The sequence below is a fragment of the Pseudomonas sp. BN505 genome, from assembly GCF_029873175.1.
In the GTDB taxonomy this organism is placed as follows: domain Bacteria; phylum Pseudomonadota; class Gammaproteobacteria; order Pseudomonadales; family Pseudomonadaceae; genus Aquipseudomonas; species Aquipseudomonas putida.
The window spans coordinates 105899-129540 of record NZ_SSOI01000020.1 but is presented as its reverse complement, the minus strand read 5'-3'; the positions used below and the strand labels follow the sequence as shown (position 1 = coordinate 129540).

The 23642-nt window shown below is 63.1% G+C and carries 21 protein-coding genes and 1 tRNA gene; 11 read left to right on the top strand and 11 right to left on the bottom strand.

Annotated elements, in window-relative coordinates:
• Positions 1-199 precede the first annotated feature (199 nt).
• The 7 genes from fdnG to E8E78_RS03505 all read left to right on the top strand — a co-directional run bounded on the left by fdnG (position 200) and on the right by E8E78_RS03505 (position 9373).
• The gene (gene fdnG, locus E8E78_RS03535) at positions 200-3268 is read left to right on the top strand and encodes a formate dehydrogenase-N subunit alpha (RefSeq protein WP_280311870.1); all 3069 of its coding nucleotides are present in this window, start codon (positions 200-202) and stop codon (positions 3266-3268) included.
• A complete protein-coding gene (gene fdxH, locus E8E78_RS03530) occupies positions 3268-4218 on the top strand; it encodes a formate dehydrogenase subunit beta (RefSeq protein WP_016497754.1) in 951 nt (316 codons plus the stop codon). The genes fdnG and fdxH overlap by 1 nt, the downstream gene beginning before the upstream one ends.
• Complete coding sequence (locus E8E78_RS03525; protein ID WP_059395832.1) at positions 4215-4871, top strand: formate dehydrogenase subunit gamma; 657 nt, start codon at positions 4215-4217, stop codon at positions 4869-4871. The genes fdxH and E8E78_RS03525 overlap by 4 nt, the downstream gene beginning before the upstream one ends.
• Before the next feature lie 4 nt (positions 4872-4875).
• Entirely contained in the window at positions 4876-5802 is a 927-nt protein-coding gene (fdhE, locus tag E8E78_RS03520; RefSeq protein ID WP_059395831.1) for a formate dehydrogenase accessory protein FdhE, read from the top strand.
• A 122-nt stretch (positions 5803-5924) separates the two neighbouring features.
• Positions 5925-7352, top strand: a complete 1428-nt coding sequence (gene selA / locus E8E78_RS03515) for an L-seryl-tRNA(Sec) selenium transferase (protein ID WP_049275095.1) — start codon at positions 5925-5927, stop codon at positions 7350-7352.
• A complete protein-coding gene (selB, locus tag E8E78_RS03510; protein ID WP_197863220.1) occupies positions 7349-9271 on the top strand; it encodes a selenocysteine-specific translation elongation factor in 1923 nt (640 codons plus the stop codon). Before selA ends, selB begins: the two co-directional genes overlap by 4 nt.
• Before the next feature lie 6 nt (positions 9272-9277).
• Positions 9278-9373 (top strand) — tRNA-Sec (locus E8E78_RS03505).
• Between the two features lie 106 nt (positions 9374-9479).
• Here E8E78_RS03505 and E8E78_RS03500 read toward each other — a convergent pair.
• Together E8E78_RS03500 and E8E78_RS03495 are read right to left on the bottom strand one after the other, a co-directional pair.
• Positions 9480-10478, bottom strand: coding sequence for an asparaginase (locus E8E78_RS03500; RefSeq protein ID WP_172439594.1), 999 nt, complete (start codon positions 10476-10478; stop codon positions 9480-9482).
• Positions 10479-10541: 63 nt separating this feature from the next.
• The gene (locus E8E78_RS03495; RefSeq protein WP_061202630.1) at positions 10542-11984 is read right to left on the bottom strand and encodes an alanine/glycine:cation symporter family protein; all 1443 of its coding nucleotides are present in this window, start codon (positions 11982-11984) and stop codon (positions 10542-10544) included.
• 178 nt (positions 11985-12162) lie between these two features.
• Here E8E78_RS03495 and E8E78_RS03490 point away from each other — a divergent pair, with 178 nt between their 5' ends.
• Positions 12163-12972, top strand: a complete 810-nt coding sequence (locus E8E78_RS03490; RefSeq protein WP_096425510.1) for a helix-turn-helix transcriptional regulator — start codon at positions 12163-12165, stop codon at positions 12970-12972.
• A gap of 11 nt (positions 12973-12983) precedes the next feature.
• Here the strand turns inward: E8E78_RS03490 and E8E78_RS03485 are convergent, their stop codons facing one another.
• Genes E8E78_RS03485 through E8E78_RS03475 form a run of 3 tightly spaced genes read right to left on the bottom strand, consistent with a single transcriptional unit; the run spans position 12984 to position 15685 of the window.
• On the bottom strand, positions 12984-13829 hold the full coding sequence (locus E8E78_RS03485; RefSeq protein ID WP_059395829.1) for an alpha/beta hydrolase: 846 nt from the start codon (positions 13827-13829) through the stop codon (positions 12984-12986).
• Between the two features lie 8 nt (positions 13830-13837).
• The gene (locus tag E8E78_RS03480) at positions 13838-14629 is read right to left on the bottom strand and encodes a TSUP family transporter (protein WP_280311861.1); all 792 of its coding nucleotides are present in this window, start codon (positions 14627-14629) and stop codon (positions 13838-13840) included.
• Positions 14630-14644: 15 nt separating this feature from the next.
• Entirely contained in the window at positions 14645-15685 is a 1041-nt protein-coding gene (locus E8E78_RS03475) for a hypothetical protein (protein ID WP_084966978.1), read from the bottom strand.
• A gap of 263 nt (positions 15686-15948) precedes the next feature.
• On the opposite strand from E8E78_RS03475, the gene E8E78_RS03470 reads away from it, so the two are divergent.
• Positions 15949-16833 (top strand): sugar nucleotide-binding protein, encoded by an 885-nt coding sequence (locus E8E78_RS03470; RefSeq protein WP_016497765.1) that lies wholly within the window; start codon positions 15949-15951, stop codon positions 16831-16833.
• On the top strand, positions 16826-17758 hold the full coding sequence (locus tag E8E78_RS03465) for an NAD-dependent epimerase/dehydratase family protein (RefSeq protein ID WP_049275088.1): 933 nt from the start codon (positions 16826-16828) through the stop codon (positions 17756-17758). Before E8E78_RS03470 ends, E8E78_RS03465 begins: the two co-directional genes overlap by 8 nt.
• Positions 17759-17890: 132 nt before the next feature.
• On the opposite strand, the gene E8E78_RS03460 is transcribed toward E8E78_RS03465, so the two are convergent.
• Entirely contained in the window at positions 17891-18334 is a 444-nt protein-coding gene (locus E8E78_RS03460; RefSeq protein ID WP_049274644.1) for a helix-turn-helix domain-containing protein, read from the bottom strand.
• A 101-nt stretch (positions 18335-18435) separates the two neighbouring features.
• On the opposite strand from E8E78_RS03460, the gene E8E78_RS03455 reads away from it, so the two are divergent.
• Positions 18436-19641, top strand: coding sequence for an MFS transporter (locus E8E78_RS03455; RefSeq protein ID WP_063424871.1), 1206 nt, complete (start codon positions 18436-18438; stop codon positions 19639-19641).
• Here the strand turns inward: E8E78_RS03455 and E8E78_RS03450 are convergent.
• The 5 genes from E8E78_RS03450 to E8E78_RS03430 all read right to left on the bottom strand — a co-directional run bounded on the left by E8E78_RS03450 (position 19629) and on the right by E8E78_RS03430 (position 23549).
• Positions 19629-20312 carry an OmpW family outer membrane protein gene (locus E8E78_RS03450; protein ID WP_016497769.1) on the bottom strand — a complete coding sequence of 228 codons (684 nt, stop codon included), beginning with the start codon at positions 20310-20312 and terminating at the stop codon, positions 19629-19631. The genes E8E78_RS03455 and E8E78_RS03450 overlap by 13 nt on opposite strands.
• Positions 20313-20421: 109 nt before the next feature.
• Positions 20422-20934: a DUF3299 domain-containing protein gene (locus tag E8E78_RS03445; protein ID WP_016497770.1), complete on the bottom strand. Its 513-nt coding sequence runs from the start codon at positions 20932-20934 to the stop codon at positions 20422-20424.
• A gap of 63 nt (positions 20935-20997) precedes the next feature.
• A complete protein-coding gene (locus E8E78_RS03440) occupies positions 20998-22263 on the bottom strand; it encodes an ABC transporter permease (RefSeq protein ID WP_280311855.1) in 1266 nt (421 codons plus the stop codon).
• Entirely contained in the window at positions 22263-22973 is a 711-nt protein-coding gene (locus E8E78_RS03435) for an ABC transporter ATP-binding protein (RefSeq protein WP_280311853.1), read from the bottom strand. The genes E8E78_RS03440 and E8E78_RS03435 overlap by 1 nt, the downstream gene beginning before the upstream one ends.
• A complete protein-coding gene (locus E8E78_RS03430; RefSeq protein WP_049274640.1) occupies positions 22974-23549 on the bottom strand; it encodes a DUF2796 domain-containing protein in 576 nt (191 codons plus the stop codon). It lies immediately after the preceding gene.
• Positions 23550-23642 lie beyond the last annotated feature (93 nt).

Genomic DNA, 23642 nt, shown 5'->3' with positions numbered 1-23642 from the left:
ATGTCAGGCAATGAAGTGGGCCGCTAGGTACTCAGGCAATCACAATCCATGCAGCAACTGCATCGCCCCTGACCCAGGTCATCGCACGTTTCGGATTCTTGACTAGTCTTACCTGTTGGCGGCCGTCAAAACCGCCACCGTGACTACCAAGAGGCGCCGGCCATGTTCCGCGCGTCCATCACCTGATCAGGAGTGCACGATGGACCTCAACCGTCGGCAATTCTTCAAGGTCGCCGCCGTCGGCCTTGGAGGCTCGAGCCTGGCGGCGTTGGGCATGGCCCCGACGCCGGCCTTCGCCGAGCAGGTGCGTCACTTCAAGCTGGCGCACACCAAAGAAGCCCGTAACACCTGCCCCTACTGCTCGGTCGGCTGTGGCCTGATCCTGTACAGCCAGGGCGATGCGGGCAAGAACGTCAAACAGAGCATCATCCATATCGAAGGTGACGCCGACCACCCGGTCAACCGCGGCACTCTATGCCCGAAAGGCGCCGGCCTGCTGGACTTTATCCACAGCCCAAGCCGCCTGCAGTACCCCGAGGTACGCAAGCCGGGTAGCAAGGAGTGGGTGCGGGTCAGCTGGGACGAGGCGCTCGACCGCGTCGCCGACCTGATGAAGCAGGACCGCGACGCCAACTTCATCGAGAAGAACGCCCAAGGGCAAACCGTCAACCGCTGGCTTACCACCGGTTTTCTTGCTGCCTCCGCCGCCTCCAGCGAGGCTGGCTACCTGACCCACAAGGTCGTCCGCGCAACAGGCATGCTGGGGTTCGATAACCAGGCACGTGTCTGACATGGCCCGACGGTGGCAAGTCTTGCCCCGACGTACGGCCGTGGCGCCATGACCAACCACTGGTCCGATATCGCCAACGCGAATCTGGTCCTGGTGATGGGTGGCAACGCAGCAGAAGCGCACCCGTGCGGCTTCAAATGGGTGACCGAGGCCAAGGCGCACAACAAGGCGCGGCTGATCGTGGTCGACCCACGCTTTACCCGTACCGCTTCGGTCGCGGATTACTACGCGCCGATCCGTACCGGTACCGACATCGCCTTCATGGGCGGGCTGATCAATTACCTGCTGAGTACTGACAAGATCCAGCACGAGTACGTGCGCAACTACACCGACGTGTCGTTCATCGTCAAAGAGAGCTATGGCTTCGAGGACGGGCTGTTCAGCGGCTACGACGAGGCCAAGCGCGTGTATGCCGACAAGTCCGGCTGGGGTTACGAGCTGGGTGAGGACGGTTTTGCCAAGGTCGACCCGACCCTGCAGCACCCGCGTTGCGTGTTCCAGCTGATGAAGCAGCATTACAGCCGCTACACCCCTGAGCTGGCGAGCATGATCTGTGGCATGCCACAGGACGCCATGATGAAGGTCTGGGAAGAGATCGCCACCTGCTCGGTACCGGGCAAGACCATGACGATTCTCTACGCACTGGGCTGGACGCAACACTCCATTGGTGCGCAGATCATCCGCAGCGCGGCCATGGTCCAGCTGCTGCTGGGCAACGTCGGCATGCCAGGTGGCGGGGTCAACGCACTGCGCGGGCATTCCAACATCCAGGGCCTGACCGACCTCGGCCTGCTGTCGAACTCGCTGCCGGGTTACCTGACCTTGGCTGGGGATGCCGAGCAGGACTACGCCACCTACATCGACAAGCGCGCATCCAAACCGCTGCGCCCGGGGCAACTGTCGTACTGGCAGAACTACGGCAAGTTCCACGTCAGCCTGATGAAGGCCTGGTACGGCGCTAACGCCACGGCAGAAAACAACTGGGGTTATGACTGGCTGCCCAAGCTCGACGTGCCTGCCTATGACGTGCTGCGCATGTTCGAGATGATGAGCCAAGGCAAGGTCAACGGCTACGTGTGCCAAGGCTTCAACCCGATCGCTGCGCTGCCGGACAAGAACCGCGTGACTGCGGCATTGGGCAAGCTCAAGTGGCTGGTGATCATGGACCCGCTGGCTACCGAAACCTCGGAGTTCTGGCGCAACGCCGGGCCATTCAACGATGTCGATACGGCCAGTATCCAGACCGAAGTGATCCGCCTGCCCACCACCTGCTTCGCCGAGGAGGATGGCTCGCTGGTCAACAGCAGCCGCTGGCTGCAATGGCACTGGAAGGGGGCCGACGGCCCGGGTGAGACCCGTACCGACGTGCAGATCATGAGCGAGCTGTTCCTGCGCATGCGCCAACGCTACCAGGCCGAGGGCGGCGCCTACCCTGACGCGATCATGAACATCAGCTGGCCGTACAGGATTCCTGAAGAGCCATCCCCGGAGGAGCTGGCCAAGGAGATGAACGGCTGGGCAGTCACCGACCTTACCGACGCCACCGGCGCCACGCTCAAAGCCGGCCAGCAGCTGTCGGGCTTCGGGCAATTGAAGGACGATGGCAGCACGGGGTCCGGCTGCTGGATCTTCGCCGGCAGCTGGACCGAGCAGGGCAACCAGATGGCCCGTCGTGACAACAGCGACCCCTACGGCATGCATCAGGTGCAGAACTGGGCCTGGGCCTGGCCGGCCAACCGCCGCATCCTCTACAACCGTGCCTCCAGCGACCCGCAAGGCAAGCCGTGGGACCCGGAGAAAAAGCGCCTGGTGTGGTGGAACGGCAAGGCCTGGACCGGCACCGACGTGCCGGACTTCAAGGTCGACTCGCCACCGGAAGCGGGTATGAACCCGTTCATCATGAACCCTGAAGGCGTGGCGCGCTTCTTCGCCATCGACAAGATGGCCGAAGGCCCGTTCCCCGAGCATTACGAGCCATTCGAAACGCCCATTGGCATCAACCCGCTGCACCCGCAGAACAAGAAGGTGGTCAGCAACCCGGCCGGGCGCATCTTCGACTCGGTGTGGGACACCCTCGGCACCCACGACGAGTTCCCCTATGCGGCGACCACCTACCGGCTCACCGAGCACTTCCACTTCTGGAGCAAGCATTGCCGGCTCAACGCCATTGCCCAGCCGGAGCAGTTCGTCGAGATCGGCGAGGTACTCGCCAAGGAGAAAGGCATCAAGGCCGGCGACCGGGTGCGGGTGTCGAGCAAGCGCGGGCATATCGATGCGGTGGCGGTAGTGACCAAGCGGATTCGCCCGCTGCAGGTCAACAACCAGACCGTGCACCAGATCGGCATCCCGTTGCACTGGGGCTTCACCGGTGCAACGCGGCATGGCTACCTGACCAACACGCTGGTGCCATTCCTGGGTGACGGCAACACGCAGACGCCAGAGTCCAAGTCGTTCCTCGTCAAAGTGGAGAAACTCTGATGGCCAGCCAAGACATCATCGCCCGCTCGGCCACCACCACCGTACCGCCTTCGGTACGCCAGCAGCAGGAAGTCGCCAAGCTGATCGATACCACCAAGTGCATCGGCTGCAAGGCCTGCCAGGTGGCGTGTTCGGAGTGGAACGAACTGCGTGACGAGGTCGGCCACAACCACGGCACCTACGACAACCCCCAGGACCTCACTGCCGAGACCTGGACCCTGATGCGCTTCACCGAGCACGAGCGCGACGACGGCAACCTGGAGTGGCTGATCCGCAAGGATGGTTGCATGCACTGCGCCGACCCAGGTTGCCTGAAGGCCTGCCCGAGCCCGGGGGCGATCATCAAGCACGCCAACGGCATCGTCGACTTCAACCAGGACCACTGCATCGGTTGCGGTTACTGCATCACCGGCTGCCCGTTCAACATCCCGCGCATCTCGCAGAAGGACCACAAGGCGTACAAGTGCACGCTGTGTTCCGATCGCGTGAGCGTGGGCCTGGAGCCGGCCTGCGTGAAAACCTGCCCGACCGGGGCGATCGTGTTCGGCAGCAAGGACGAGATGAAGGTGCACGCCGCCGAGCGCATCGTCGACCTGAAGTCGCGGGGCTACGACAAGGCCGGGCTGTACGACCCGGATGGCGTCGGTGGCACCCACGTGATGTACGTGCTGCACCATGCCGACACGCCGAGGCTGTACGCCGGCCTGCCGGACCAGCCGGTGATCAGCCCGCTTGTGGGGCTGTGGAAGGGCTTCACCAAACCGCTGGCGCTGCTGGCCATGGGCGCGGCGGTATTGGCCGGGTTCTTCCACTACGTGCGGGTGGGCCCGCAGCGGGTAGAGGAGGACGAGCACCCAGCGCCGCCCGATGACAGCGTGCACCAGGTAGACCCGGCGGTGCATGTCTACGATCCGAAGCAGCCCGGTGGGCAAGGGGAGCAGCGGCCATGAACGACAACAAACCCATCCTGCGCTACAACGCCAACGAGCGGACCAACCACTGGATTGTCGCCATCCTGTTCTTCATGGCCGGGCTTTCCGGGCTGGCGCTGTTTCACCCGGCGCTGTTCTGGTTAAGCCATCTGTTCGGCGGTGGGCCATGGACGCGCATCCTGCACCCGTTCATGGGTGTGGCGATGTTCGTGTTTTTCCTCGGCCTGGTGTTCCGCTTCTGGCGCGCCAACTTCATCACCGCCAACGACCGCCTGTGGTTGCGTCGCATTGATCGGGTGATGGTCAACCGCGAAGAAGGCGTGCCCCCCATTGGTAAATACAACGCCGGGCAGAAACTGCTGTTCTGGACGCTATTGCTGTGCATGCTGGTGTTGTTGATCAGCGGCGTGGTGATCTGGCGGGCCTATTTCAGTCACTTCTTTGATATAGGCTCCATTCGCCTGGCATCGCTTGCCCACGCACTGGCGGGCTTCGTGCTGATCCTCAGCATCATCGTGCACATCTACGCCGGCATCTGGATCAAGGGCTCGATCGGCGCCATGCTGCATGGCTGGGTCAGCCGTGCCTGGGCGCGCAAGCACCATGCGTTGTGGTACCGCGAAGTGACCGGCGACAAGACGCCAGGCAATCACGGACGAAAAGAAGGATGAGCGCTTGAGCACGATACTTGAACCCGGGCAGATCGAGGCATCGGCGGTAGCGCCGCCGTTCCTGCATCTGCCCCCCGCCAATCTGTTCGAACTGCGCGCTGCGCGCCTTGAGCAACTGGCCGATGGCAATGCCCTTGGCGACTATCTGCGGCTGATCGCGCAGTTGTGCCGCATCCAGCAGCAGCTTGTGGATAACCCGCCCGGTGGTATGCCGGTGGCAGAGGAGCGTCAACGCCTGTGCATAAGTCATGGCTTGCCACCGCTGGCGGCCGACAGCCTGGTGCGTGAAGCGCCTTGGCTTGTCTGGTTGCAGGCCCTGCTGGAGCACTGCAGCGGCGCTCCAGGCGGCCCGTTGGGTGAAGCATTGCAGGTGCTGCGCAGCAGTGATGACCATCAGCGCAAGGGCTGGGGCATCGCCTTGCTGGCGGGCCAGTACGACGCGGTGCCTGCGGCGTTGGTGCCGTTTTTGGGCGCTGCGTTGCAGGCGGCCTGGTCCAGTTGGTTGCTGGCGCTGCCGGCGCCGGAGCTCAAACCCGCCGGTAGCCTGGCCCAGTGCCCGGCGTGCGGTTCGCCGGCAATGGCTGGGGTGGTGCGTAACCGCGGCAAGCACAATGGCTTGCGCTATCTGGCCTGTTCGCTGTGTGCCTGTGAATGGCATGTGGTGCGGGTCAAGTGTGTGTACTGCGAGTCGAGCAAGGACTTGCGCTATACCAGCCTGGAAGATGACCGCCATGCGCCGGGCAAGGCACCGCTGCGAGCGGAGTGCTGCCCGGGGTGCAATACGTACCTGAAGCAGAATTATCTGGAAAACGACGCGGCGGCCGAGCCGCTGGCCGACGACCTGGCCAGCCTGGTGCTGGATATGCGCCTGGACGAGGAGGGCTTCCATCGCCTGGCGCCCAACCTGATGCTCGCGCCGGGTAGTGGGTGAGTGTCTACACTGGAACACCGAGTTGCCTTCTTCGCGGGTAAACCCGCTCCGCGGACCCTGTGGGAGCGGGTTCACCCGCGAAGAGGCCAGTACAGACACCGGATCAGCCAAGGTAGTACCGCATGTCTTCAAGCCTCGCCAGCCACACCCTACGCCTGCCTTCCATCGACACCCTCCTGCGCCACCCGGCCGGCCTCGCACTGATCGACCGCCACGGCCGCGAGGCGGTCCTGTCCACCCTGCGCCAGCTGCTCGACGACCTGCGCGCCCCCGCCCGCAACGGTGAACTCACCCCCGCCGAACTGGCCCCCGAAATCCTCTTGGGCCGCACCGGCGAACGCTTGGCCGTTCAGCAGCGCAGCCAGGTCCGCCGCGTGCTCAACCTCACCGGCACCGTATTGCACACCAACCTCGGTCGCGCCCTGTTGCCCGAAGAAGCCATCGAGGCCATGCAAACCGCCGCCCGCTATCCTCTCAATCTGGAATTCGACCTGGCTACCGGTAAGCGCGGCGACCGTGACGATTTGATCGAAGGTTTGATCCGCGAGTTGACCGGCGCCGAAGCCGTCACCGTAGTCAACAACAATGCCGCCGCTGTGCTGCTGGCGCTCAATAGCCTGGGCGCGCGCAAGGAGGGCATCATCTCCCGCGGCGAGCTGATCGAAATCGGCGGTGCCTTTCGTATCCCCGACATCATGGCCCGTGCTGGTGTGAAACTGCACGAGATCGGCACCACCAACCGCACCCACGCCCGCGACTACGAAGCTGCCATCGGCCCACGTACCGGCCTGCTGATGCGCGTGCATTGCAGCAACTACAGCATCCAGGGCTTCACCACCCAGGTGCCCACGGCCGAGCTGGCGCGCATCGCCCACCAACATGAGCTGCCGCTGCTCGAAGACCTCGGCAGCGGCAGCCTGCTAGACCTTACCCGTTGGGGCTTGCCCGCCGAGCCGACGGTGCGTCAGGCACTGGCTGACGGCGCCGATATCGTCACCTTCAGTGGCGACAAACTGCTGGGCGGGCCGCAAGCCGGGATCATCGTCGGTCGCAAGGACTTGATTGCCAGGATCAAGAAAAACCCGCTAAAGCGTGCGCTGCGCGTCGACAAGATCACCCTCGCTGCACTCGAAGCGGTGCTGGGGCTGTACCGTAACCCCGACCGTCTGGCCGAGCGCCTGCCCAGCCTGCGTCTGCTGACCCGCAGCCAGGCCGAGATACAGGCCCAGGCCGAGCGCCTGGCCCCTGGGCTTAAGGCTCACCTCGGTGAGCAGTGGGCTGTCAGCGTGGAGCCCGCGCTGGGCATGATCGGCAGTGGCAGCCAGCCGGTGGCGCGCTTGCCCAGTGCAGCCCTGTGCCTGCGCCCGCAGGTGTCGAAGAAGTTGCGAGGACGCAGCCTGCATGTGCTGGAACGGGCACTGCGTGAACTGCCGGTGCCGGTGCTTGGCCGTATCGATGACGACGCCCTTTGGCTGGACCTGCGCCAACTGGATGACGAGCTCCAGTGGCTGGCGCAGTTGCCCGCCCTGCAACTGGGGCCGGTGCAGTGATCGTCGGTACCGCCGGCCATATCGACCACGGCAAGACCGCACTGCTGCAGGCGTTGACCGGGCAGGCCGGCGACCAGCGCCAGGAGGAGCGTGCCCGCGGCATGACCATCGATCTGGGGTATCGCTACGCGGCGTTGGCCGAAGGCGCACCGCTGACTGGCTTCATCGACGTGCCGGGCCACGAGCGCTTTATCCACAACATGCTGGCCGGTGCCCACGGTATCGACCTGGTGTTGTTGGTGGTGGCTGCCGACGACGGGGTCATGCCGCAGACCCGCGAGCACCTGGCGATCATCGAGCTGTTGGGCATTCCTCAGGCCTTGGTGGCGATCAGCAAATGTGACCGGGTCGAGCCGGCGCGCCTGGCCGAAGTGCGGGCGCAAGTCAGCGAACTGCTGGCGCCCGGGCCGTATGCCGGTGCGCGGCAGATTCCCGTCTCCAGCATCAACGGGGAAGGCATAGACGCGCTGCGTCAGGCCTTGCTGGAGGCCGAAGCAGCGGTGCGCAAGCGCAGCGCTGGTGGCGGTTTTCGCCTGGCCGTCGACCGCGCTTTCGCGGTTACCGGTGCCGGCGTGGTGGTCACGGGCACGGCGCTGGCCGGGCGGGTCAGCGCCGGCGACACCTTGTTGCTGGGCAAGGCCGGCAAACCGGTGCGGGTGCGTGGTCTGCATGCGCAGAACCAGGCCGCGCTGGTGGCCGAGGCAGGCCAGCGAGTGGCGTTGAACATCACGGCCGAACGGCTGGCGATGGAGCAGGTGCATCGGGGCGACTGGCTGGTGCCCGAGTGGCTGCACGCGCCCAGCGTACGCGTCGATATCGAGTTGAACCTGCTGCCGGGCGAGCCCCGTACGTTTGAACATTTCAGCGCTGTACACGTGCACCTCGGCACCCAGGATGTAACGGCCCGCGTGGCCTTGCTCGAAGGTGAGTCCTTGGCAGCGGGGCAGCGTATGTTCGCCCAGTTACTGCTCAATGCGCCGTTGCAGGCCGTGCACGGCGATCGCCTGGTGCTGCGTGACCAGCGTGCCCAGCGCACCTTGGGGGGCGGCAAAGTACTCGACCCGTTCGCGCCAAGCCGGCAGCGCCGAAGCGATGAGCGCCTGCGCCAGCTGCAGGTGCTGCGGGATGCCGACGACCTGGAACAGGCCCTGCCTGCGCTGCTCGCCAGCGCTCCCGGTGGCATCGATCCCCAGCGGCTTGAGCGGCAGTTCAATCGCCTGCGCGCAACCTGGCAGTTGCCAGAAGGGGTATTGGTGGTGGCCACGCGGCAGGGGCAGCTGCTGTTCGCCAACGCCCAGTGGCAGGCGCTGAAGCAACAGGTGCTGGAGCACTTGGCGCGTTTTCATGAGCAAGAGCCTGACCAACTGGGCCCGGACCGTGACCGCCTGCGTCGCTTTGCGGCCTTGCCGCTGGAGCGCCCGGCATTCGTCAGCCTGCTGGATGAACTGCTCGATGACGGCGCCATCGCCAGCAGCGGGCCTTGGCTACATTTGCCCGATCACAAGGTGCAGTTGAGCGAAGCCGACAGTGCGTTGTGGGCGCGCTTGCAGCCGAAGTTGCTGGCGGGACAATACGATCCGCCCTGGGTCAGGACGCTGGCAACTGAGGAGAATTGCGCCGAAGCCGACGTGCGCCTGCTGCTGCGCAAGCTGGCTAGGCTTGGTGTGGTGCACCAAGTGGTGCGTGACCTGTTCTACCCAGAGGCGACGCTACAGCGCATGGCAGAGCTGTTGCTGGGGCAGGCCAGCGAAACGCCGATAGTGCAGGTGGCCGCGTTTCGCGATATGTTGGGCATCGGTCGCAAGCGCAGTGTGCAGATTCTGGAATATTTCGACCGCATCGGCCTGACCCGGAGGGTGGCCGACCAGCGTCACATCCGCGCCGACAGCGCCCTGGCCCAGCAACAGGCCAGGCACTGAGTTCAAGGAAGGCAATCGCGCCCGGTGGCGCGGCCGGGCTTCAAACCCGGTTGGGGACGGCAGCCGTTCCCGGGCAGGTTCGACTCCCGCTGCCTTCCGCCATTTTCATTCGCCTGTCGGGGCTCTACGGGGCGCTTCACAGCGTTTGGGACTTGCACAGGACCTGTGGGAGCGTGTTCACCCGCGAAGAGGCCCTGAAGGGTGAAGCCTAAGCCCGCTCCCCACACAGATCCAGGGCAAACCACTGTTCTGCAGTATCCACATCCAACCCCGCCCCCAGCAGCGCAACCATCTTGCCCAGCGCCGCCTCACGGGTCATGCCACCGCCACTGACCAGCCCGGCCCCACGCAAGCGGTTACCCGCCGCATAGGTATCGAACACCACCGAACCCTCAGGGCACTGGCTGATCGCTGCCAACATCACGCCACGCTGGCGCGCCGCCCGCAGCACATTCAGCAGCACCTGGTCATCCGACGGGCCGGTACCGCTGCCGTAGCACTCCAGCAGCAAACCCTGCACACCACTGTCGATCAAGGCCTGCAAGTGCCCGGCCTGCAGCCCGGGGAACACCGGCACTATCGCCAGGTTGACCGGCTGGCGCGGGTGCTTGTAGCCAAGCTCGGCGGGAATCGCACCGGCCCGCTCGCCGTCGCGATGACGCGGCAACGCAGCAAAGGCATCGAACGCCTCGCTGCGAAGCTTCGACGCCCGGCAGCCATGCAGCAGCTGATCGTGGAAGTACAGCTGCACGCCATTCTCCAGCCCTTGTTCGAACTGGCGCAGCGCACCGCACAGGTTGGCCCAGGCATCGCTGTCTGCGGCACCTGCCGGCAGCATCGAGCCGGTCAGCAGCACCGGGACTGGCAGGCCCAGCAGCAAAAACGACAACGCCGCGGCGCTGTAAGCCATGCTGTCGGTGCCATGCAACACCAGCACGCCATCATGGCCTGCCACATCCACCGCTTCGACGATGGCATCGCGCATCGCCAGCCAGTTGTGCTGTTGCATGTTGGCGCTGTCGAGCAGCGGGTTCAGCTCCTGAAGCGACCAGTGCACCTGGGGGGCGTCGGCCATCTTGGCAAAGTGCTCACGCATCCGCGCTTCGAAGCCACCGGCTGGCGCCAGGCCTTCCGGTGTTTCGAGCATGCCGATGGTGCCACCGGTATAGAGAACGAGAAGATTCTTTACTGCACGCATGGAAAACATCCGTAGCGGTGAGCCGAGAAAGAAAAGCCGCCCGCGGAAGGGGCGGCTGGGCAGGAGAGGATATCAGCGCTGCGGCTGAGCCTGGACGGCTGCTTTGTCAGCGGCTGTTTCCACCTGTGGATTGGCAGGCCAGGCATTGCGGTCCAGGTCCAGGTCGGCGAACTTGCTCGAGTCGAACACAGGCTGGCCGATACCGGCTTTGCGCTGGTCGTCGTAGTCGCGCATCACGCGCAGGCCGACCTTGAACAGCAGGGCCAGGGCCACCAGGTTGACGAAGGCCAGGCAGGTCATGGTGATGTCGGCGAAGGCGAACACGGTCGACAGGTCTTGCATTGAGCCCCACACCACCAGTGCCAGCACCAGGCCACGGAACACCATCAGCACCACGCGGTTGCGGGTGAGGAACTGCAGGCTGTTCTCGCCCAGGTAGTAGTTGTAGAGGATGCAGGTGAACACGAACAGCGACAGCGCCACGCTGACGAACACACGGCCCCAGTCACCGACCACGGCGGCCAGCGAGTTCTGGGTCAGGACAATGCCGTCACCCTCGAAGCCCGGGGTGTAGAAGCCCGACAGCAGGATCAGCAGCGCGGTGCAGGTGCAAATCACGAAGGTGTCGAGGAACACACTGAAGGCCTGGACCACGCCCTGGGCGCCCGGGTGTTTCACGGCAGCCACGGCGGCGACGTTCGGCGCACTGCCCAGGCCGGCTTCGTTGGCGAACACACCACGCTTCACACCCATGACGATGGCGCTGCCCAGCAGGCCGCCAAACGCCGGGTCGAGGCCGAAGGCGCTCTTGAAGATGGTTTCCAGCATGGCTGGCACGTGTTCGATCTGGGTGCCGATCACGTACAGGGTCACGCCGATGTAGGCCAAGGTCTTGATCGGTACCAGCAGGTCCGACACGGCGGCGATGCGCTTGATGCCGCCGATGAAGGTGATGGCCAGCAGCACTGCCAAGACGATACCGGTCTGGCTTGGGGCAAAGTCAAAGGCGTTCTGCAGCGAGTGGGTCACGGTGTACGACTGCAGGCCGATAAAGGCGAAGCCATAGGTGACCAGCAGCAGGATCGAGAACACGATGGCCATGCTTTTGCGCTTCAGGCCATGCTGGATGTAGTAGGCCGGGCCGCCACGGTACAGGCCGTCGCCGTCGGCGCGCTTGTAGACCTGGGCCAGGGTGCATTCGAAGAAGCTGCTGGACATGCCCACCAGTGCGGTGACCCACATCCAGAACACGGCGCCCGGGCCACCCAGGGTCACGGCGATACCGACACCGGCAATGTTACCGGCGCCAACGCGGCCGGCCAGGCTCAACATCAGGGCCTGGAAGGAGCTCAGCTGGCCTGCCTGGCCACGCAGCGATTCCTTGAAAACGGTGAACATGTGGCCGAAATGGCGGAACTGAACGAAACGCGAACGGATAGTGAAGTAGCTACCCAGCCCTACGATCAGCACGATGAGGAGTTTCCCCGAAAGGAAATCGTTGAGTACTTCGAGCATTGGAAAATGACCTCGATTCTTATTCTTCGTGTGGAATGACCAGCGGACGGCAGGCGCACCGCTATTCGTTGGGGCGAATGGTTGGCCATGACAAGAGTCGTTACAATTTCGCGGGTTGCTCTGACTTGATGCTAGTTGATGCTACAATGGCGTCATTCGCGTCACCTGGGTTCCGCACATGAGCGATCATTTCGCCACCAACCTCAAACTGGCCTGCAGCCACTACCGCTCTATCTCCGAAGTTTGCCGGCAGCTCTCTATCAACCGCGCGCAGTTCAACAAGTACCTGAGCGGTCAAAGCCGTCCGACGGCTTTCAACCTCAAGCGCATTGGCGATTTCTTCGGGGTCGAGGATTACGAACTGAACCTGCCGGCCGAGCAGTTCGCCCGGCTGATCGGCGCACGGGTGTCCACCTTGGCCGAGCAGCCCAGCGACCCGATCACCGAACTGTTCCGCCCGCTGCATGATCATGCGGGCAACCTGTCGCGCTATTGCGGTTATTACTTCGAGTATTCCAACTGCATGTCGGTGCCGGGCACGATTCTGGTGTCGCTGGTGCACCTGTGGGAAGAGCGCGGCCGTTTCCTGTTCGAGCGCCAGGAGCGCCAGGAGCGTTCCAGTGCCACTGACCAGCATGCCGAGGTGCGCTGCCGCTACCTGGGCGCGGCGTTTCAGCTGCAGGACCGGGTGTTCCTCATCGACTACGAGTCGCTCACCTTCAACGAAATGAGCCAGACCATTCTCATCCCCAGCTTCAAAAGCCGCATCACCCGCCTGAACGGCCTCAAGGCCGGGGTTTCCAGCGGCGACCGTCGCAACCCGGCCTGCACCCGCGTGGTGTGGGAGTACCTGGGCGAGGAGATCAATCGCATCAATGCCTATCGTCAGGTAAAACTGTACCGGCCGGATGACCCACGTATAGATGATGATGTGCGTGAGCGGTTGAGTGTGGGGCCGTTGCGCAACAGTTTGTTCGAGATCGAGTAATGCTCAACAAGTCAGGCGTCTTCGAGGATGAATCCCGCCACGGCGCTGGCAACCTGATCCGCAATCGCTGGCGTACTGCGTAAGTGGGAAGCGATGCCATGGTCGCAGTCGGTAAGAAACAGGCATTGCAAACGCGCTGCTGGAACTGATTGCATCAGGGCCTGGGTAACTTCTTCAGGAATCGGGCTGTAGCGCTCGGCACCGGCCAGCCACAGGCTACCTGCACTGGTCCCTGGGCCTTTGCCGAATCGTTGTGAGTTGAGCCCGTCATACTCGCCAATCACCATCAGCACTCTGCCTTGGAACTGCTTGAGGAAGGCGTAGCTGTCGCTGTCCAGAAAGCCGTAGGGTTTGCTGATGGCTGTGGTGAATGCCGGGCCAAACGGCGCCCGGTGGGCATCATCTGGATAAACCGCTGGGCAGATCAACACGATCCTGTCCACTTGCGGCAACCGTGCTGCAAGTTTCAGCGTGATTGCCGCGCCCAGGCTGTGGCCGATCAGTGTTCGGCATCGAGGTGCGATATGCGTATGAAACCGCTGTGCCTCTTTGAGGTTGGTAGCCAGTGACGGTGCCACTGCGCCTGGCTCGCTGGCGAGGCTGTGACCAGAAAGATTGCCGGTGAGCGACCCGATGCCAGCGGCTTGCAAGCGATAGAGCAGTGGGTTGAGCCGGGTAAAGTCCGAGCGCGCGCCACCCAGCACCAATGCCGGCGCTGCGCGCTCGGTATCAGGTACCAGCAACCGGGCCTGTTGCTGGTAGTTCCCAAACGCTTCGTTGATAAACAGTTCTTTGCCCGGGGCGGGTTCGTCAAATTGCCATTTCAGACGCTGAGATGATCCCTTTTGCAAGTGCATGGCGCCCTCTAGAAAAACTGATTGAGCCACTCGCCGAGTGGATTGCCCGTGTCGAGCAGTAGTTTGAATGCCATGATGATGCAGACACTGACCAGCAGCGGCTTTATGAGGCGAGAGCCGAAACGAACTGCGCAGCGCGCACCTAGTTGTGCGCCCAGAAAGGCGGCAATCGCCATTGCCAGCGCCAGCGGCCAGATGATCGCTCCGCTGAGTAAAAACACTGACAACGCGCCTAGGTTGCAGGCTGCGTTCAAAAGCTTGCTGGTGCACACGGCTTGTATCAGCTGTTGGCCTAGTAGAACTACGCAGGCCAGCATGAAGAACGAGCCGACGCCAGGGCCGAAGATACCATCATAAAACCCAATGATTGGCGCAACCGTTACGCAGAACAGGCTAGTCGATAATTTTGCCTTGCGCGTTTGCTCATTCGGCTTTGGACTAAAGGCAAAGTAAATTGCTATCAGGATCAGCAAGGGTGGGACACATGCCTGCAAAAAGCTTTTGGGCACGTAGGTTATAGACAATGCCCCCAAGGCCCCTCCAATAAACGACATCACTGCCATGGGGCTGCCTCGCCTCCAGTCGATCATGCCTTTTCGGGCGAAAGCGCATGTAGCCGAAACGGTAGCCGAAGCGGCTTGGACTTTATTCGTGGCAATTGCTGCCAAGGGTTCAACACCGGCGATAAAAAGCACTGGGAGCGTGATCAAACCTCCGCCTCCGGCAATCGCATCGAAAAAGCCGGCCATGAGTGCAACGAGCGCGAGTATCAGAACAAGCGTCAAATCGAATTCGATCATCGTTTTTCTCAGTGATTAACCACGAACCAGAAGGGGGTCTTCAACGAGAACCAGCGGTTCCGCGAAGGGGGAGTATCCGAATTGACGGATGAGCAGGCGCCGGTTGTCCTGAACCCTGTCGCGACCGTGCAGGGCTTGACTGTTGTTGATCAACAATGCGCTATCGGGCTGGAGGACGAACGCCAGCGGTTGTGCGTTATCGAGCTTTTTTTGAAAGGTAGTGAAAGCACGCGCGGCGGCGCTGCAAGCACGATCACTCAAGCGGAAGCGGTAGCTGTTGTAACGAATTGAGAAACCACCATTGGGCTCGAACTGAAGTATTGAAACTTCTTTACCCGCATTGCCCTTGCCTTTAGCGAAACAGTCGCTGCGCGTGAAGTCGAAACACCTTGAAGTCAGCGCAAGTGTATCCAGGCTGCTCAAGCATTCGATTACTTCCCGGAGCGGGACGACATGCGTAGGCTCATTGGCGGGATTCCAGCGGGCAGTGAGGATGAGCGCGGAGGGGGCCGGGGAGTGACCGTTTCTGGCGATCGTTGAGCAGTTGTACGGGGCTTCAGTGTGCGGTCCCAGGTACAAGCCTGCATGTGAGCTGGTTTCCACTGCCAGGCAGGGGGCTTCGTTGGGGCGTGGGGTACGGCCCCCTCCCTTGAAGTTACCAACCAGGCGGACCTGTTTGCCTTCATTGTCGATATCAAAAGCGAAACAGCGATGACGGGCGAGTTCCAGCAGCAGTTGATTTCGTGAAGCGAGGTATAGGCAGCGAGGGCTTTGCGCCAAATCGTGGATATCGGGTAGGTGTTCAGGTATCGGCTCGTCGGCACAACGCATTTGCCTGAACATCAAGGTTGACACGTTGCCTTCGTTGAAACGCAGCAGCAGCGAACGTTGTTTTTCATCCAAGCCTTTGTCGAGCTGATCGGCGAAGGCGCGAGCTTCAACTGCTGCTCCCTTGGCTTCAGGTCCGCCCAAGTCCGCAATGGTTTGACTTGCAAGGGCTATGGCCCGACTTTGTTCCGGGCAAAAATCCAGGTATGCGGCTTCGGGATGGGGCATTGAACGTTCCTTGTACTTGTTGTGAGGAGTCTCACCCGCCTGGCAAGCACGAGAGTCGACTATTCAATGCAGTTACGTCTCTGCGGTGAAGTCAGCTCTTTCCTGGTGCGTCGTAGGATTTCTCTCTGTCGGCTGTGTCGTGCAGTGAAACTCCAGATCCACGACTCCCCTGAGGCCTTGGCGAGGCTCGGCGTTGGACTTCCCCGCCCGGAAACCGCAAAATGGCCCCTTTCCTTCATCAACCTCTCGGATCTGCTGACTCTATGCGTATGCGCCTAATGCTGTTGGGTGGTGGCAATGCCCTCGGGCAAGCGCTGATTCGTCTTGGGGCCGAGGAGGACATTGCTTTCCTGGCGCCGCGCCCGCCCGAGAACGGCTGGACGCCGGCCAACCTCACTCAGTTGCTCGACGATCACCGCCCCGACGCCCTGGTCAACCTGGCCTATTACTTCGACTGGTTCCAGGCCGAGTCGGTCAGCGAGCAACGCCTGGCTCAACAGGAGCGGGCAGTGGAGCGGCTGGCAGAGCTGTGCCAGCACCACCAGATCACCCTGGTGCAGCCATCCAGCTACCGGGTATTCGATGGTTCGCGGGCCACCGCCTACAGCGAAAAGGATGAGCCAGTACCGCTTGGCCTGCGTGGCCAGGCTTTGTGGCGCATCGAACAGAGTGTGCGCGCAACCTGCCCGCAGCATGTGCTGCTGCGCTTCGGCTGGTTGCTCGACGAGAGCATCGACGGCTCGCTGGGCCGCTTCCTGACCCGTGCAGAGCAGCCGCAAGAGCTGCTGCTGGCCGATGACCGGCGTGGTAACCCGACACCGGTCGACGATGCCGCACGGGTGATTCTGTCGGTGCTCAAGCAGCTCGATTGCAGTGCGCCGCTGTGGGGCACTTACCATTACGCCGGCAACGAGGCGACCACGCCGCTGGCGCTGGGCCAGGCTATCCTTACCGAAGCAGGCCAATACCGCCAACTGGCGGTGCAGGCGCCGACACCGCAGGCCCATGCGGCACGGCCGGATGCCAGCGAAGAGCCGCAGAACGCTGTACTGGCCTGCAAGAAAATCCTTCATACCTTCGGCATCAAGCCGCGCGCCTGGCGCGCCGGCCTGCCGCCTCTACTGGACCGGTTCTACCGCCATGGCTGACGCCCCCATCCTGATCACCGGCGGTGCCGGCTTCATTGGCTCCCACCTGTGCGATGCGTTGTTGGACAAAGGCTACGCCGTACGCATTCTCGACGACTTCTCCACCGGCCGGCGCAGCAACCTGCAGGTTGACCACCCACGGCTAGAGCTGATTGAAGGCGATGTGGCCGACGCCGGGCTGGTCACGCAGGCTGCGGCAGGCTGCCGTGCCGTGGTGCATCTGGCGGCGGTGGCCTCGGTGCAGGCCTCGGTCGAAGACCCGGTGCGTACCCACCAAAGCAACTTCATTGGCACCCTCAATGTGTGCGAAGCCATGCGCGTGCATGGTCTGCGCCGGGTGCTGTTCGCCTCCAGTGCGGCGGTGTACGGCAACAATGGCGAGGGTGAATCGATTGCCGAGGACACGCCCAAGGCGCCGCTGACGCCCTACGCCGTGGACAAGCTGGCCAGTGAGCAGTACCTGGACTTCTACCGCCGTCAGCATGGCCTGGAGCCGGTGGTGTTCCGCTTCTTCAATATCTTCGGGCCACGCCAGGACCCGTCCTCGCCGTATTCCGGGGTAATCAGCATCTTCTGCGAGCGCGCAGTGCAGGGCTTGCCGATCACCATCTTCGGCGATGGCGAGCAGACCCGCGACTTCCTTTACGTGGGCGACCTGGTGCAGGTAATGGTGCAGGCACTGGAGCAGCCCCAGGTCGAGGAGGGGGCGGTGAACATCGGCCTCAACCAGGCCACCTCGCTGAACCAGTTGCTGGTGGCGCTTGAGAAGGTGGTGGGCAGCTTGCCGGCGATCAGCCATGTGGCGGCGCGTTCGGGTGATATTCGCCATTCGCGGGCGGACAACCAGCGGTTGCTGGCGCGGTTCGAGTTTCCGCAGGCGACGCCGATGGTTGAAGGTCTGGCGCGGCTACTGGGTAAAAGCTGATAGCGCTGGGGCCGCTTTGCGGCCCTTTCGCGGCACAAGGCCGCTCCTACAACGACCGCGTAAAGCCAATGGACTTACTGTCACTGTGGGAGCGGCCTTGTGTCGCGATGGGCTGCGCAGCAGCCCTAAAAATCACCCATGCCGCACAACCCTGCGCAGGCAATCCTCGGCCCCCAGTACCCGCCCATCCACAGCCCGCACCTGCAAAGTCTCAAGCGCCTGCCCCGTAATACCCTCCACCAATTCAGAACGCGCTTCCCCCGCTTCAAACAGGTACCGCTCCCCCCACTGCCTCAAGCCAACCACCACCGGAAACACCGACCGCCCTTTCTCGGTCAGCACATATTCCTTGTAGGCACTGCCATCCGATGCCGGCTGTGTCATCAGCAGCCCGCTTTCCACCAGCAGCTTGAGCCGTGAGGCGAGGATGTTCTTCGCCAGCCCCAGGTTCTTCTGAAACTCACTGAACCGCCGCAGGCCATCGAAGGCATCGCGCAGGATCATGAGTGCCCAGCGATCACCCAATACCTCCAGGGCTCGGGCCACCGGGCATTGGGCATTGTTTTCATCGAGCATGGGGTGGGCCTTTCCTGATTGTCTGGTTGCAGATTAAAACCACATTTGCTAAATAGCCAGGGGTGGTTTCAAATCGAAACCAAATTGACGAGGCCTGACCGATGACATCTGCGCTGACACGCGGGCTAACCCTGCTGCTTGCCATCACCAGCGCCATGGCGGTGGCGACGGTGTACTTCGCCCAACCTTTACTTGAATCGATGGCCGCCGATCTGGGTGTGGTGCAGCAGCAAATTGGCTGGGTAGTCGGCGTGACCCAGGCAGGCTATGCCCTGGGCCTGCTACTGATCGTGCCACTGGGGGACCTGATCGACCGCAAGCGCCTGTTGCTGGGCCAGTTGCTGTTTTCTGCCCTGGCGCTGGTCGGCGTCGGCATGGCGCCCAACTGGGCGATGTTGCTGCTGGCCTTGGCCATCACCGGGCTGATGGCCGTCATGGTGCAGATAATGGTGGCGCATGCGGCCAGCCTGGCTTCACCCGGTGAGCAGGGGCAGGCCGTGGGCACCGTCACCAGTGGCGTGGTGCTGGGGATTCTATTGGCGCGCCTGGTGGCAGGTGGGCTTGCTGACTTGGCCGGTTGGCGCAGTGTGTATCTGGTTGCCGCAGGGCTGCTGACGCTGCTGGCCCTGGTGCTGTGGCGCAGCCTGCCCGGTGGGCAGCCGCTCGTACACCGGCCTGGCTACCGGGCGTTGATCGTGTCCCAGTTCCGTTTGTATCGGGAAGACAGGCTGCTGCGCCAGCGCGGCGTGTTTGGCGTATTGATCTTCGCTGCGTTCAGCGTGCTGTGGAGTGCCATGGTCATGCCCCTCAGCGCCGCGCCATTGGCGTTGAGCCATACCGAGATTGGCCTGTTCGGCCTGGCAGGTGTTGCGGGTACTTTGGCGGCTGCGCGCGCCGGTCGCTTGGCCGACCAGGGGCTGGGAGAGCGCACCACCGGGCTGGCGCTGGCGCTGCTGACGCTGTCGTGGTTGCCCACAGCTTTTGTCGGGCAGTCGCTGATGGCCTTTGTGCTAGGCGTGCTGATGCTGGACTTTGCCGTGCAGGCGGTGCATGTCACCAACCAGAGCCTGTTGCTTGCAGGGCGTGGTGCGATGGCTAGCCGATTGATCGGCGCCTACATGTGCTGCTATTCGCTTGGCAGCGGGCTGGGGGCGGTGCTTGCGAGTTGGGTGCATGCCCGTTGGGGGTGGGCTGCGGTATGTGGGCTTGGCATGGCCTTCAGTGCGGCAGCGCTGGGCTACTGGCTATGGCTGCAACGCGCGAGGGCGGCCGAAGCCGCCCTGCAGTGTTCAGGTCAGAACTTGTAGCCAAGGCCGACCATGTACACCCACGGGTCGACATCGACGTCGACCTTGGTCTTGCTGTAGCCCAGCGCGGTCGGGCCGTTGACACTGGCTTTGGTGTCGATGTCGACGTACCAGACCGAGGCGTTGACCAGCAGGTTTTCGGTCAGCATGTAGTCCATGCCCAGTTGGCCGGCAATACCTACCGAATCCTGCAGCTTGAGGTTGCTGAAGCCTTGTTGCTTACGTGCGCTGCTCAGGTCTTCGTCGAAGAACAGGGTGTAGTTGATCCCCACGCCGGCGTACGGCTGGAAGCGCGAATTCGGCTCCATCGGGTAGTACTGCAGCGACAGGGTCGGTGGCAGTTGCTTGATGTCTGCCAGCTTGCCGTCCAGCCCGCCGCCCAGGCCTTTAACGCCGACGGTGTGCTTGAACGGGGTGGCTGCCAGCAGTTCCAGGCCAATGTGGTCGGTGAGCATGTAGGCAAAGGTCAGGCCCAGCTGGGTGTCGCTGTCCAGGGTCGCCTTGGTGCCCGACACCTTGTTGCCGTCGAACTTCAGGTCGCCGCTGCTTTCGTTCGGGGCGGTGGTGATGGCGCCTGCGCGCAGGATCATGTCCCCCGCCTGGTAGGCGTGGGCGGCAGGGGCGGCGAGCGCAAGGGCCACAAGCGAGGCGCCGAGCAAGGACTTGTTCATGGAAGCTCCCAAAGGACGTTATTAATCGAGTAGTCCAATGGTACGGAGCTGTTTAAACAGAAAGTTTGACCCAGCTCAAAGAAGCGTCTTCACGAATTCGAAACAGTTCTCATCTCAGCTCATAAACGTATATTTTCTCAGCTTCCATCTGGTAGCCGGCGTCGGCCAGTTCGCTGCTGGAGGCTCTAACTTGCATCTTTCCCTCGATCCAGTACGGCTGGTATAGGTCTTCGACGCGCACGCCCATCTCGCTGAAAATATGCACGATCTGATTCGACGGCGGGGGTGGCACGTGGATGCACGCACCGTAGTAAGGGACCAGCAGGAACTCGGTGGTGCGGCCTTCTTCGCTTACCTCCAGCGGCACGATGTAGCCCGGCAGCTTGACCTGCTGGCCGTCGAGGCCCTTCACCACTGGGGCATCGGGGGCTTGCTGGCGCGCGGCTGGCGCGGACTCCGCAGACAGGGCGTTGCTGAGCTGTGACATGTCATGCAGCGGCGCCAGTTGTGGCGGGATGACCGGGGCGCCTTCGGGGATCAAGGCCGGCCAGTCCAGCTCCTTGGGTTCGGCGGCCCATAGCGGCATTGCTACCAGCAACAGCAGGGCCAGCAGCATGCGCATTGCCGGCCTCTTCGCGGGCGTGCCCGCGAAGCAGGCGGTGAGGTGTCTGATCATTACGCGCACTCAGAGGTGTATGGACAGGCCATCGGCCAGCGACTGCCGATAGGCCCGCCACGCCGGCACGCTGCCCATCAGCAATGCCGCCCCCAGGATGATAGCCAGCAAGGCCCATTCATGAGCACTCGGCAGGGGCAGTGGCAGATACAAGCCATAGTTGGCCTGCACGTACCCCTGCGCCAGGGCAATCCCCGCATACAGCAAGCCAAGCCCGGCCACGATCCCGACCGCCGCCAGTGACAGCGCCTCCAGTACCAGCAGCCCCGCGATATGCCACGGCCTGGCCCCGACCGAACGCAAGATCGCCATCTCCCGGCGGCGCTCGTTGAGGCTGGTGAGAATCGCCGTCAGCATGCCGATCAAGCCGGTCAGCACCACGAACAGCGACACCACGAACAACGCTTGTTCCGCCGTGCCCATCAGGCTCCACAGCTCTTGCAGGGCCACGCCTGGCAGGATTGCCAGCAACGGCTCGCTGCGGTACTCGTTGATCTCGCGCTGCAGGCTAAAGGTCGCGATCTTGTTGTTCAGGCCCAGCATGAACGCGGTAATGGCGGCAGGTTGCAGGTCCATCGTGCGTGCCTGCTCGGCGCTGATGCGTCCGGCGCCTCGGGCCGGTACGCCGTTGTGCCAGTCGATATGGATGGCCTCCATACCGCCCAGGCCGATATGCAGGGTGCGGTCGACCGGTGTGCCGGTGCGCTTGAGCACGCCGACCACGGTGAACGGCTTGTCGTCATGCTTGACCAGGCTGATGGCTGCCACGCCGTGGGCCAGCACCAGCTTGTCACCCAGTTTGTAGTGCAGCGCCTCGGCCACTTCGGCGCCGAGCACCACCTCGAACGGGTCGCTGGCAAACTCACGCCCTTGGCTCATTTCCAGATGCTGGCGGCGGCCGTACTGGTAATGGCTGAAGTAATCCGTCGTGGTGCCCATCACTCGGTAGCCGCGGTGCGAGTCGCCCAGCGAGATCGGGATCGCCCACTTCACGCGCGGGTCCTGTGCATAGTGCTGGAAGCTGTCCCAGCGGATGTTGTTGGTAGCGTTGCCAATGCGGAACACCGAATACAGCAGCAGGTTCACCGAACCGGAGCGGGCGCCGACGATCAGGTCGGTGCCGCTGATGGTGCTGGCGAAGCTGGCGCGCGCTTCTGTGCGAACACGTTCCACCGCCAGCAGCAGGCACACTGACAGGGCGATGGCGAAGGCGGTGAGAAAGGCGGTGAAGCGGCGGTTGGCCAGGCTGGCCAGGGCAAGGCGGAGCAGGTACATCAGGCCTCCCGGGGCTTGGCGGCGCGGTTGAGGTCGGCCAGGGAAAGGTGACGGTCGAACAGTGGTGCCAGGCTCTGGTCGTGGCTGACGAACAGCAGGCTGGCACCGGCTGCGCGGCATTCATCGAACAGCAGGCGGATGAACGCTTCGCGTGTGTCGGCATCCAGCGCCGAGGTCGGTTCGTCGGCAATCACCAGTTCTGGCTGGCCGATCAGGGCGCGTGCGGCGGCGACCCGCTGTTGCTGGCCGATCGACAGGCTGTCGGCGCGGCGGGCGAGCAGGGCGGGGTCGCCCAGGCCCAGGTGGGCCAGCAGCGCGCCGGCCGCCTGGTCGACACTGCCATGGCGCTGCTCGGCGCGGGCCTTGCGGCTGTGCGAGAAGCGGCAGGGCAGCTCGACGTTTTCACGTACAGAGAGAAACGGCAGCAGGTTGAACTGCTGGAAGATGTAACCGGTGTGATCGACCCGAAAGCGGTCGCGGGCGCCCTGGCCCAATTTGCCGAGGTCCTGGCCAAGCAACTGGATGCGGCCCTGATCCGGCACGTTCACCCCGCCGAGCAGGCCCAGCAAGGTGGTCTTGCCACTGCCGCTGGGGCCCTTGAGGAACAGGGCTTCACCCGCGTCCAGGTGGAATGCCGGAATATCCAGCAACGGCGGCTGACCTGGCCAGCCGAACACCAGGTCATGCAGTTTGATCAACGGCTGGCTCATTCAGAAGGCGACCGCTGCCTTGGCCGGCGTGGTTTCCACGCCTTTCTGGCCGTTGGGGCCGATCAGTTGCACGTTGATTTTCTGGGTGGCCGGGAAAGCCTTGAACAGTGGCGCCAGGTCCACCTGTGCCAGTTTGTCGGGGTTGGCACAGGCGAGCTGGTAATGGGCACCGATGTCGCTGTGCTGGTGGCCGTGCGCGTGTTCGTCACCCTCGTCGTCGGCTTTCAGGGCATCACCGAACAGCGGGCTTTCCAGCTCCTGCTGTTCTTCCTTGCAGTTCGCTGCTGCAGAAAGGCCGAACAGCTTGAGGGGTTGTTCGAGTTGCTGGCGCACGGCGGCGACCTTGGCCTTGTCTGCATCGCTGCTGGCGGCATGCTCGAAGCCCACCAGGTTCATTGCCGGGCTGTCCAGCTCCAGCTCCAGGGTGTTGTCATCAAGCACGACGTTGAGCTTGGCCACGCCATGCTCGTGGGCGCCGAGCGTGCCGTGGGCGTGGTCATGATCATGATCATCGTGGGCATGGGCCACGGCCAGTGGCAGCAAGGCGAAGGGCAGGGCGAGCAGCAGGCGACGCATGGACGACTCCGGGGCGGGCTGGAAGATTGGGTTATGTTATAACAACTTTTCTGCGCGCCGCCAGCCTGCGTGGCTAAGGTTTCATGTTGCGGT

Coding starts and splice junctions, on each gene's coding strand:
- fdxH (WP_016497754.1), top strand. CDS start 3,268: ATGGCCAGCCAAGACATCATCGCCCGCTCGGCCACCACCACCGTACCG.
- E8E78_RS03525 (WP_059395832.1), top strand. CDS start 4,215: ATGAACGACAACAAACCCATCCTGCGCTACAACGCCAACGAGCGGACC.
- selA (WP_049275095.1), top strand. CDS start 5,925: ATGTCTTCAAGCCTCGCCAGCCACACCCTACGCCTGCCTTCCATCGAC.
- E8E78_RS03500 (WP_172439594.1), bottom strand. CDS start 10,478: ATGTTTTCCATGCGTGCAGTAAAGAATCTTCTCGTTCTCTATACCGGT.
- E8E78_RS03495 (WP_061202630.1), bottom strand. CDS start 11,984: ATGCTCGAAGTACTCAACGATTTCCTTTCGGGGAAACTCCTCATCGTG.
- E8E78_RS03490 (WP_096425510.1), top strand. CDS start 12,163: ATGAGCGATCATTTCGCCACCAACCTCAAACTGGCCTGCAGCCACTAC.
- E8E78_RS03485 (WP_059395829.1), bottom strand. CDS start 13,829: ATGCACTTGCAAAAGGGATCATCTCAGCGTCTGAAATGGCAATTTGAC.
- E8E78_RS03480 (WP_280311861.1), bottom strand. CDS start 14,629: ATGATCGAATTCGATTTGACGCTTGTTCTGATACTCGCGCTCGTTGCA.
- E8E78_RS03475 (WP_084966978.1), bottom strand. CDS start 15,685: ATGCCCCATCCCGAAGCCGCATACCTGGATTTTTGCCCGGAACAAAGT.
- E8E78_RS03470 (WP_016497765.1), top strand. CDS start 15,949: ATGCGTATGCGCCTAATGCTGTTGGGTGGTGGCAATGCCCTCGGGCAA.
- E8E78_RS03465 (WP_049275088.1), top strand. CDS start 16,826: ATGGCTGACGCCCCCATCCTGATCACCGGCGGTGCCGGCTTCATTGGC.
- E8E78_RS03460 (WP_049274644.1), bottom strand. CDS start 18,334: ATGCTCGATGAAAACAATGCCCAATGCCCGGTGGCCCGAGCCCTGGAG.
- E8E78_RS03455 (WP_063424871.1), top strand. CDS start 18,436: ATGACATCTGCGCTGACACGCGGGCTAACCCTGCTGCTTGCCATCACC.
- E8E78_RS03450 (WP_016497769.1), bottom strand. CDS start 20,312: ATGAACAAGTCCTTGCTCGGCGCCTCGCTTGTGGCCCTTGCGCTCGCC.
- E8E78_RS03445 (WP_016497770.1), bottom strand. CDS start 20,934: ATGCGCATGCTGCTGGCCCTGCTGTTGCTGGTAGCAATGCCGCTATGG.
- E8E78_RS03440 (WP_280311855.1), bottom strand. CDS start 22,263: ATGTACCTGCTCCGCCTTGCCCTGGCCAGCCTGGCCAACCGCCGCTTC.
- E8E78_RS03435 (WP_280311853.1), bottom strand. CDS start 22,973: ATGAGCCAGCCGTTGATCAAACTGCATGACCTGGTGTTCGGCTGGCCA.
- E8E78_RS03430 (WP_049274640.1), bottom strand. CDS start 23,549: ATGCGTCGCCTGCTGCTCGCCCTGCCCTTCGCCTTGCTGCCACTGGCC.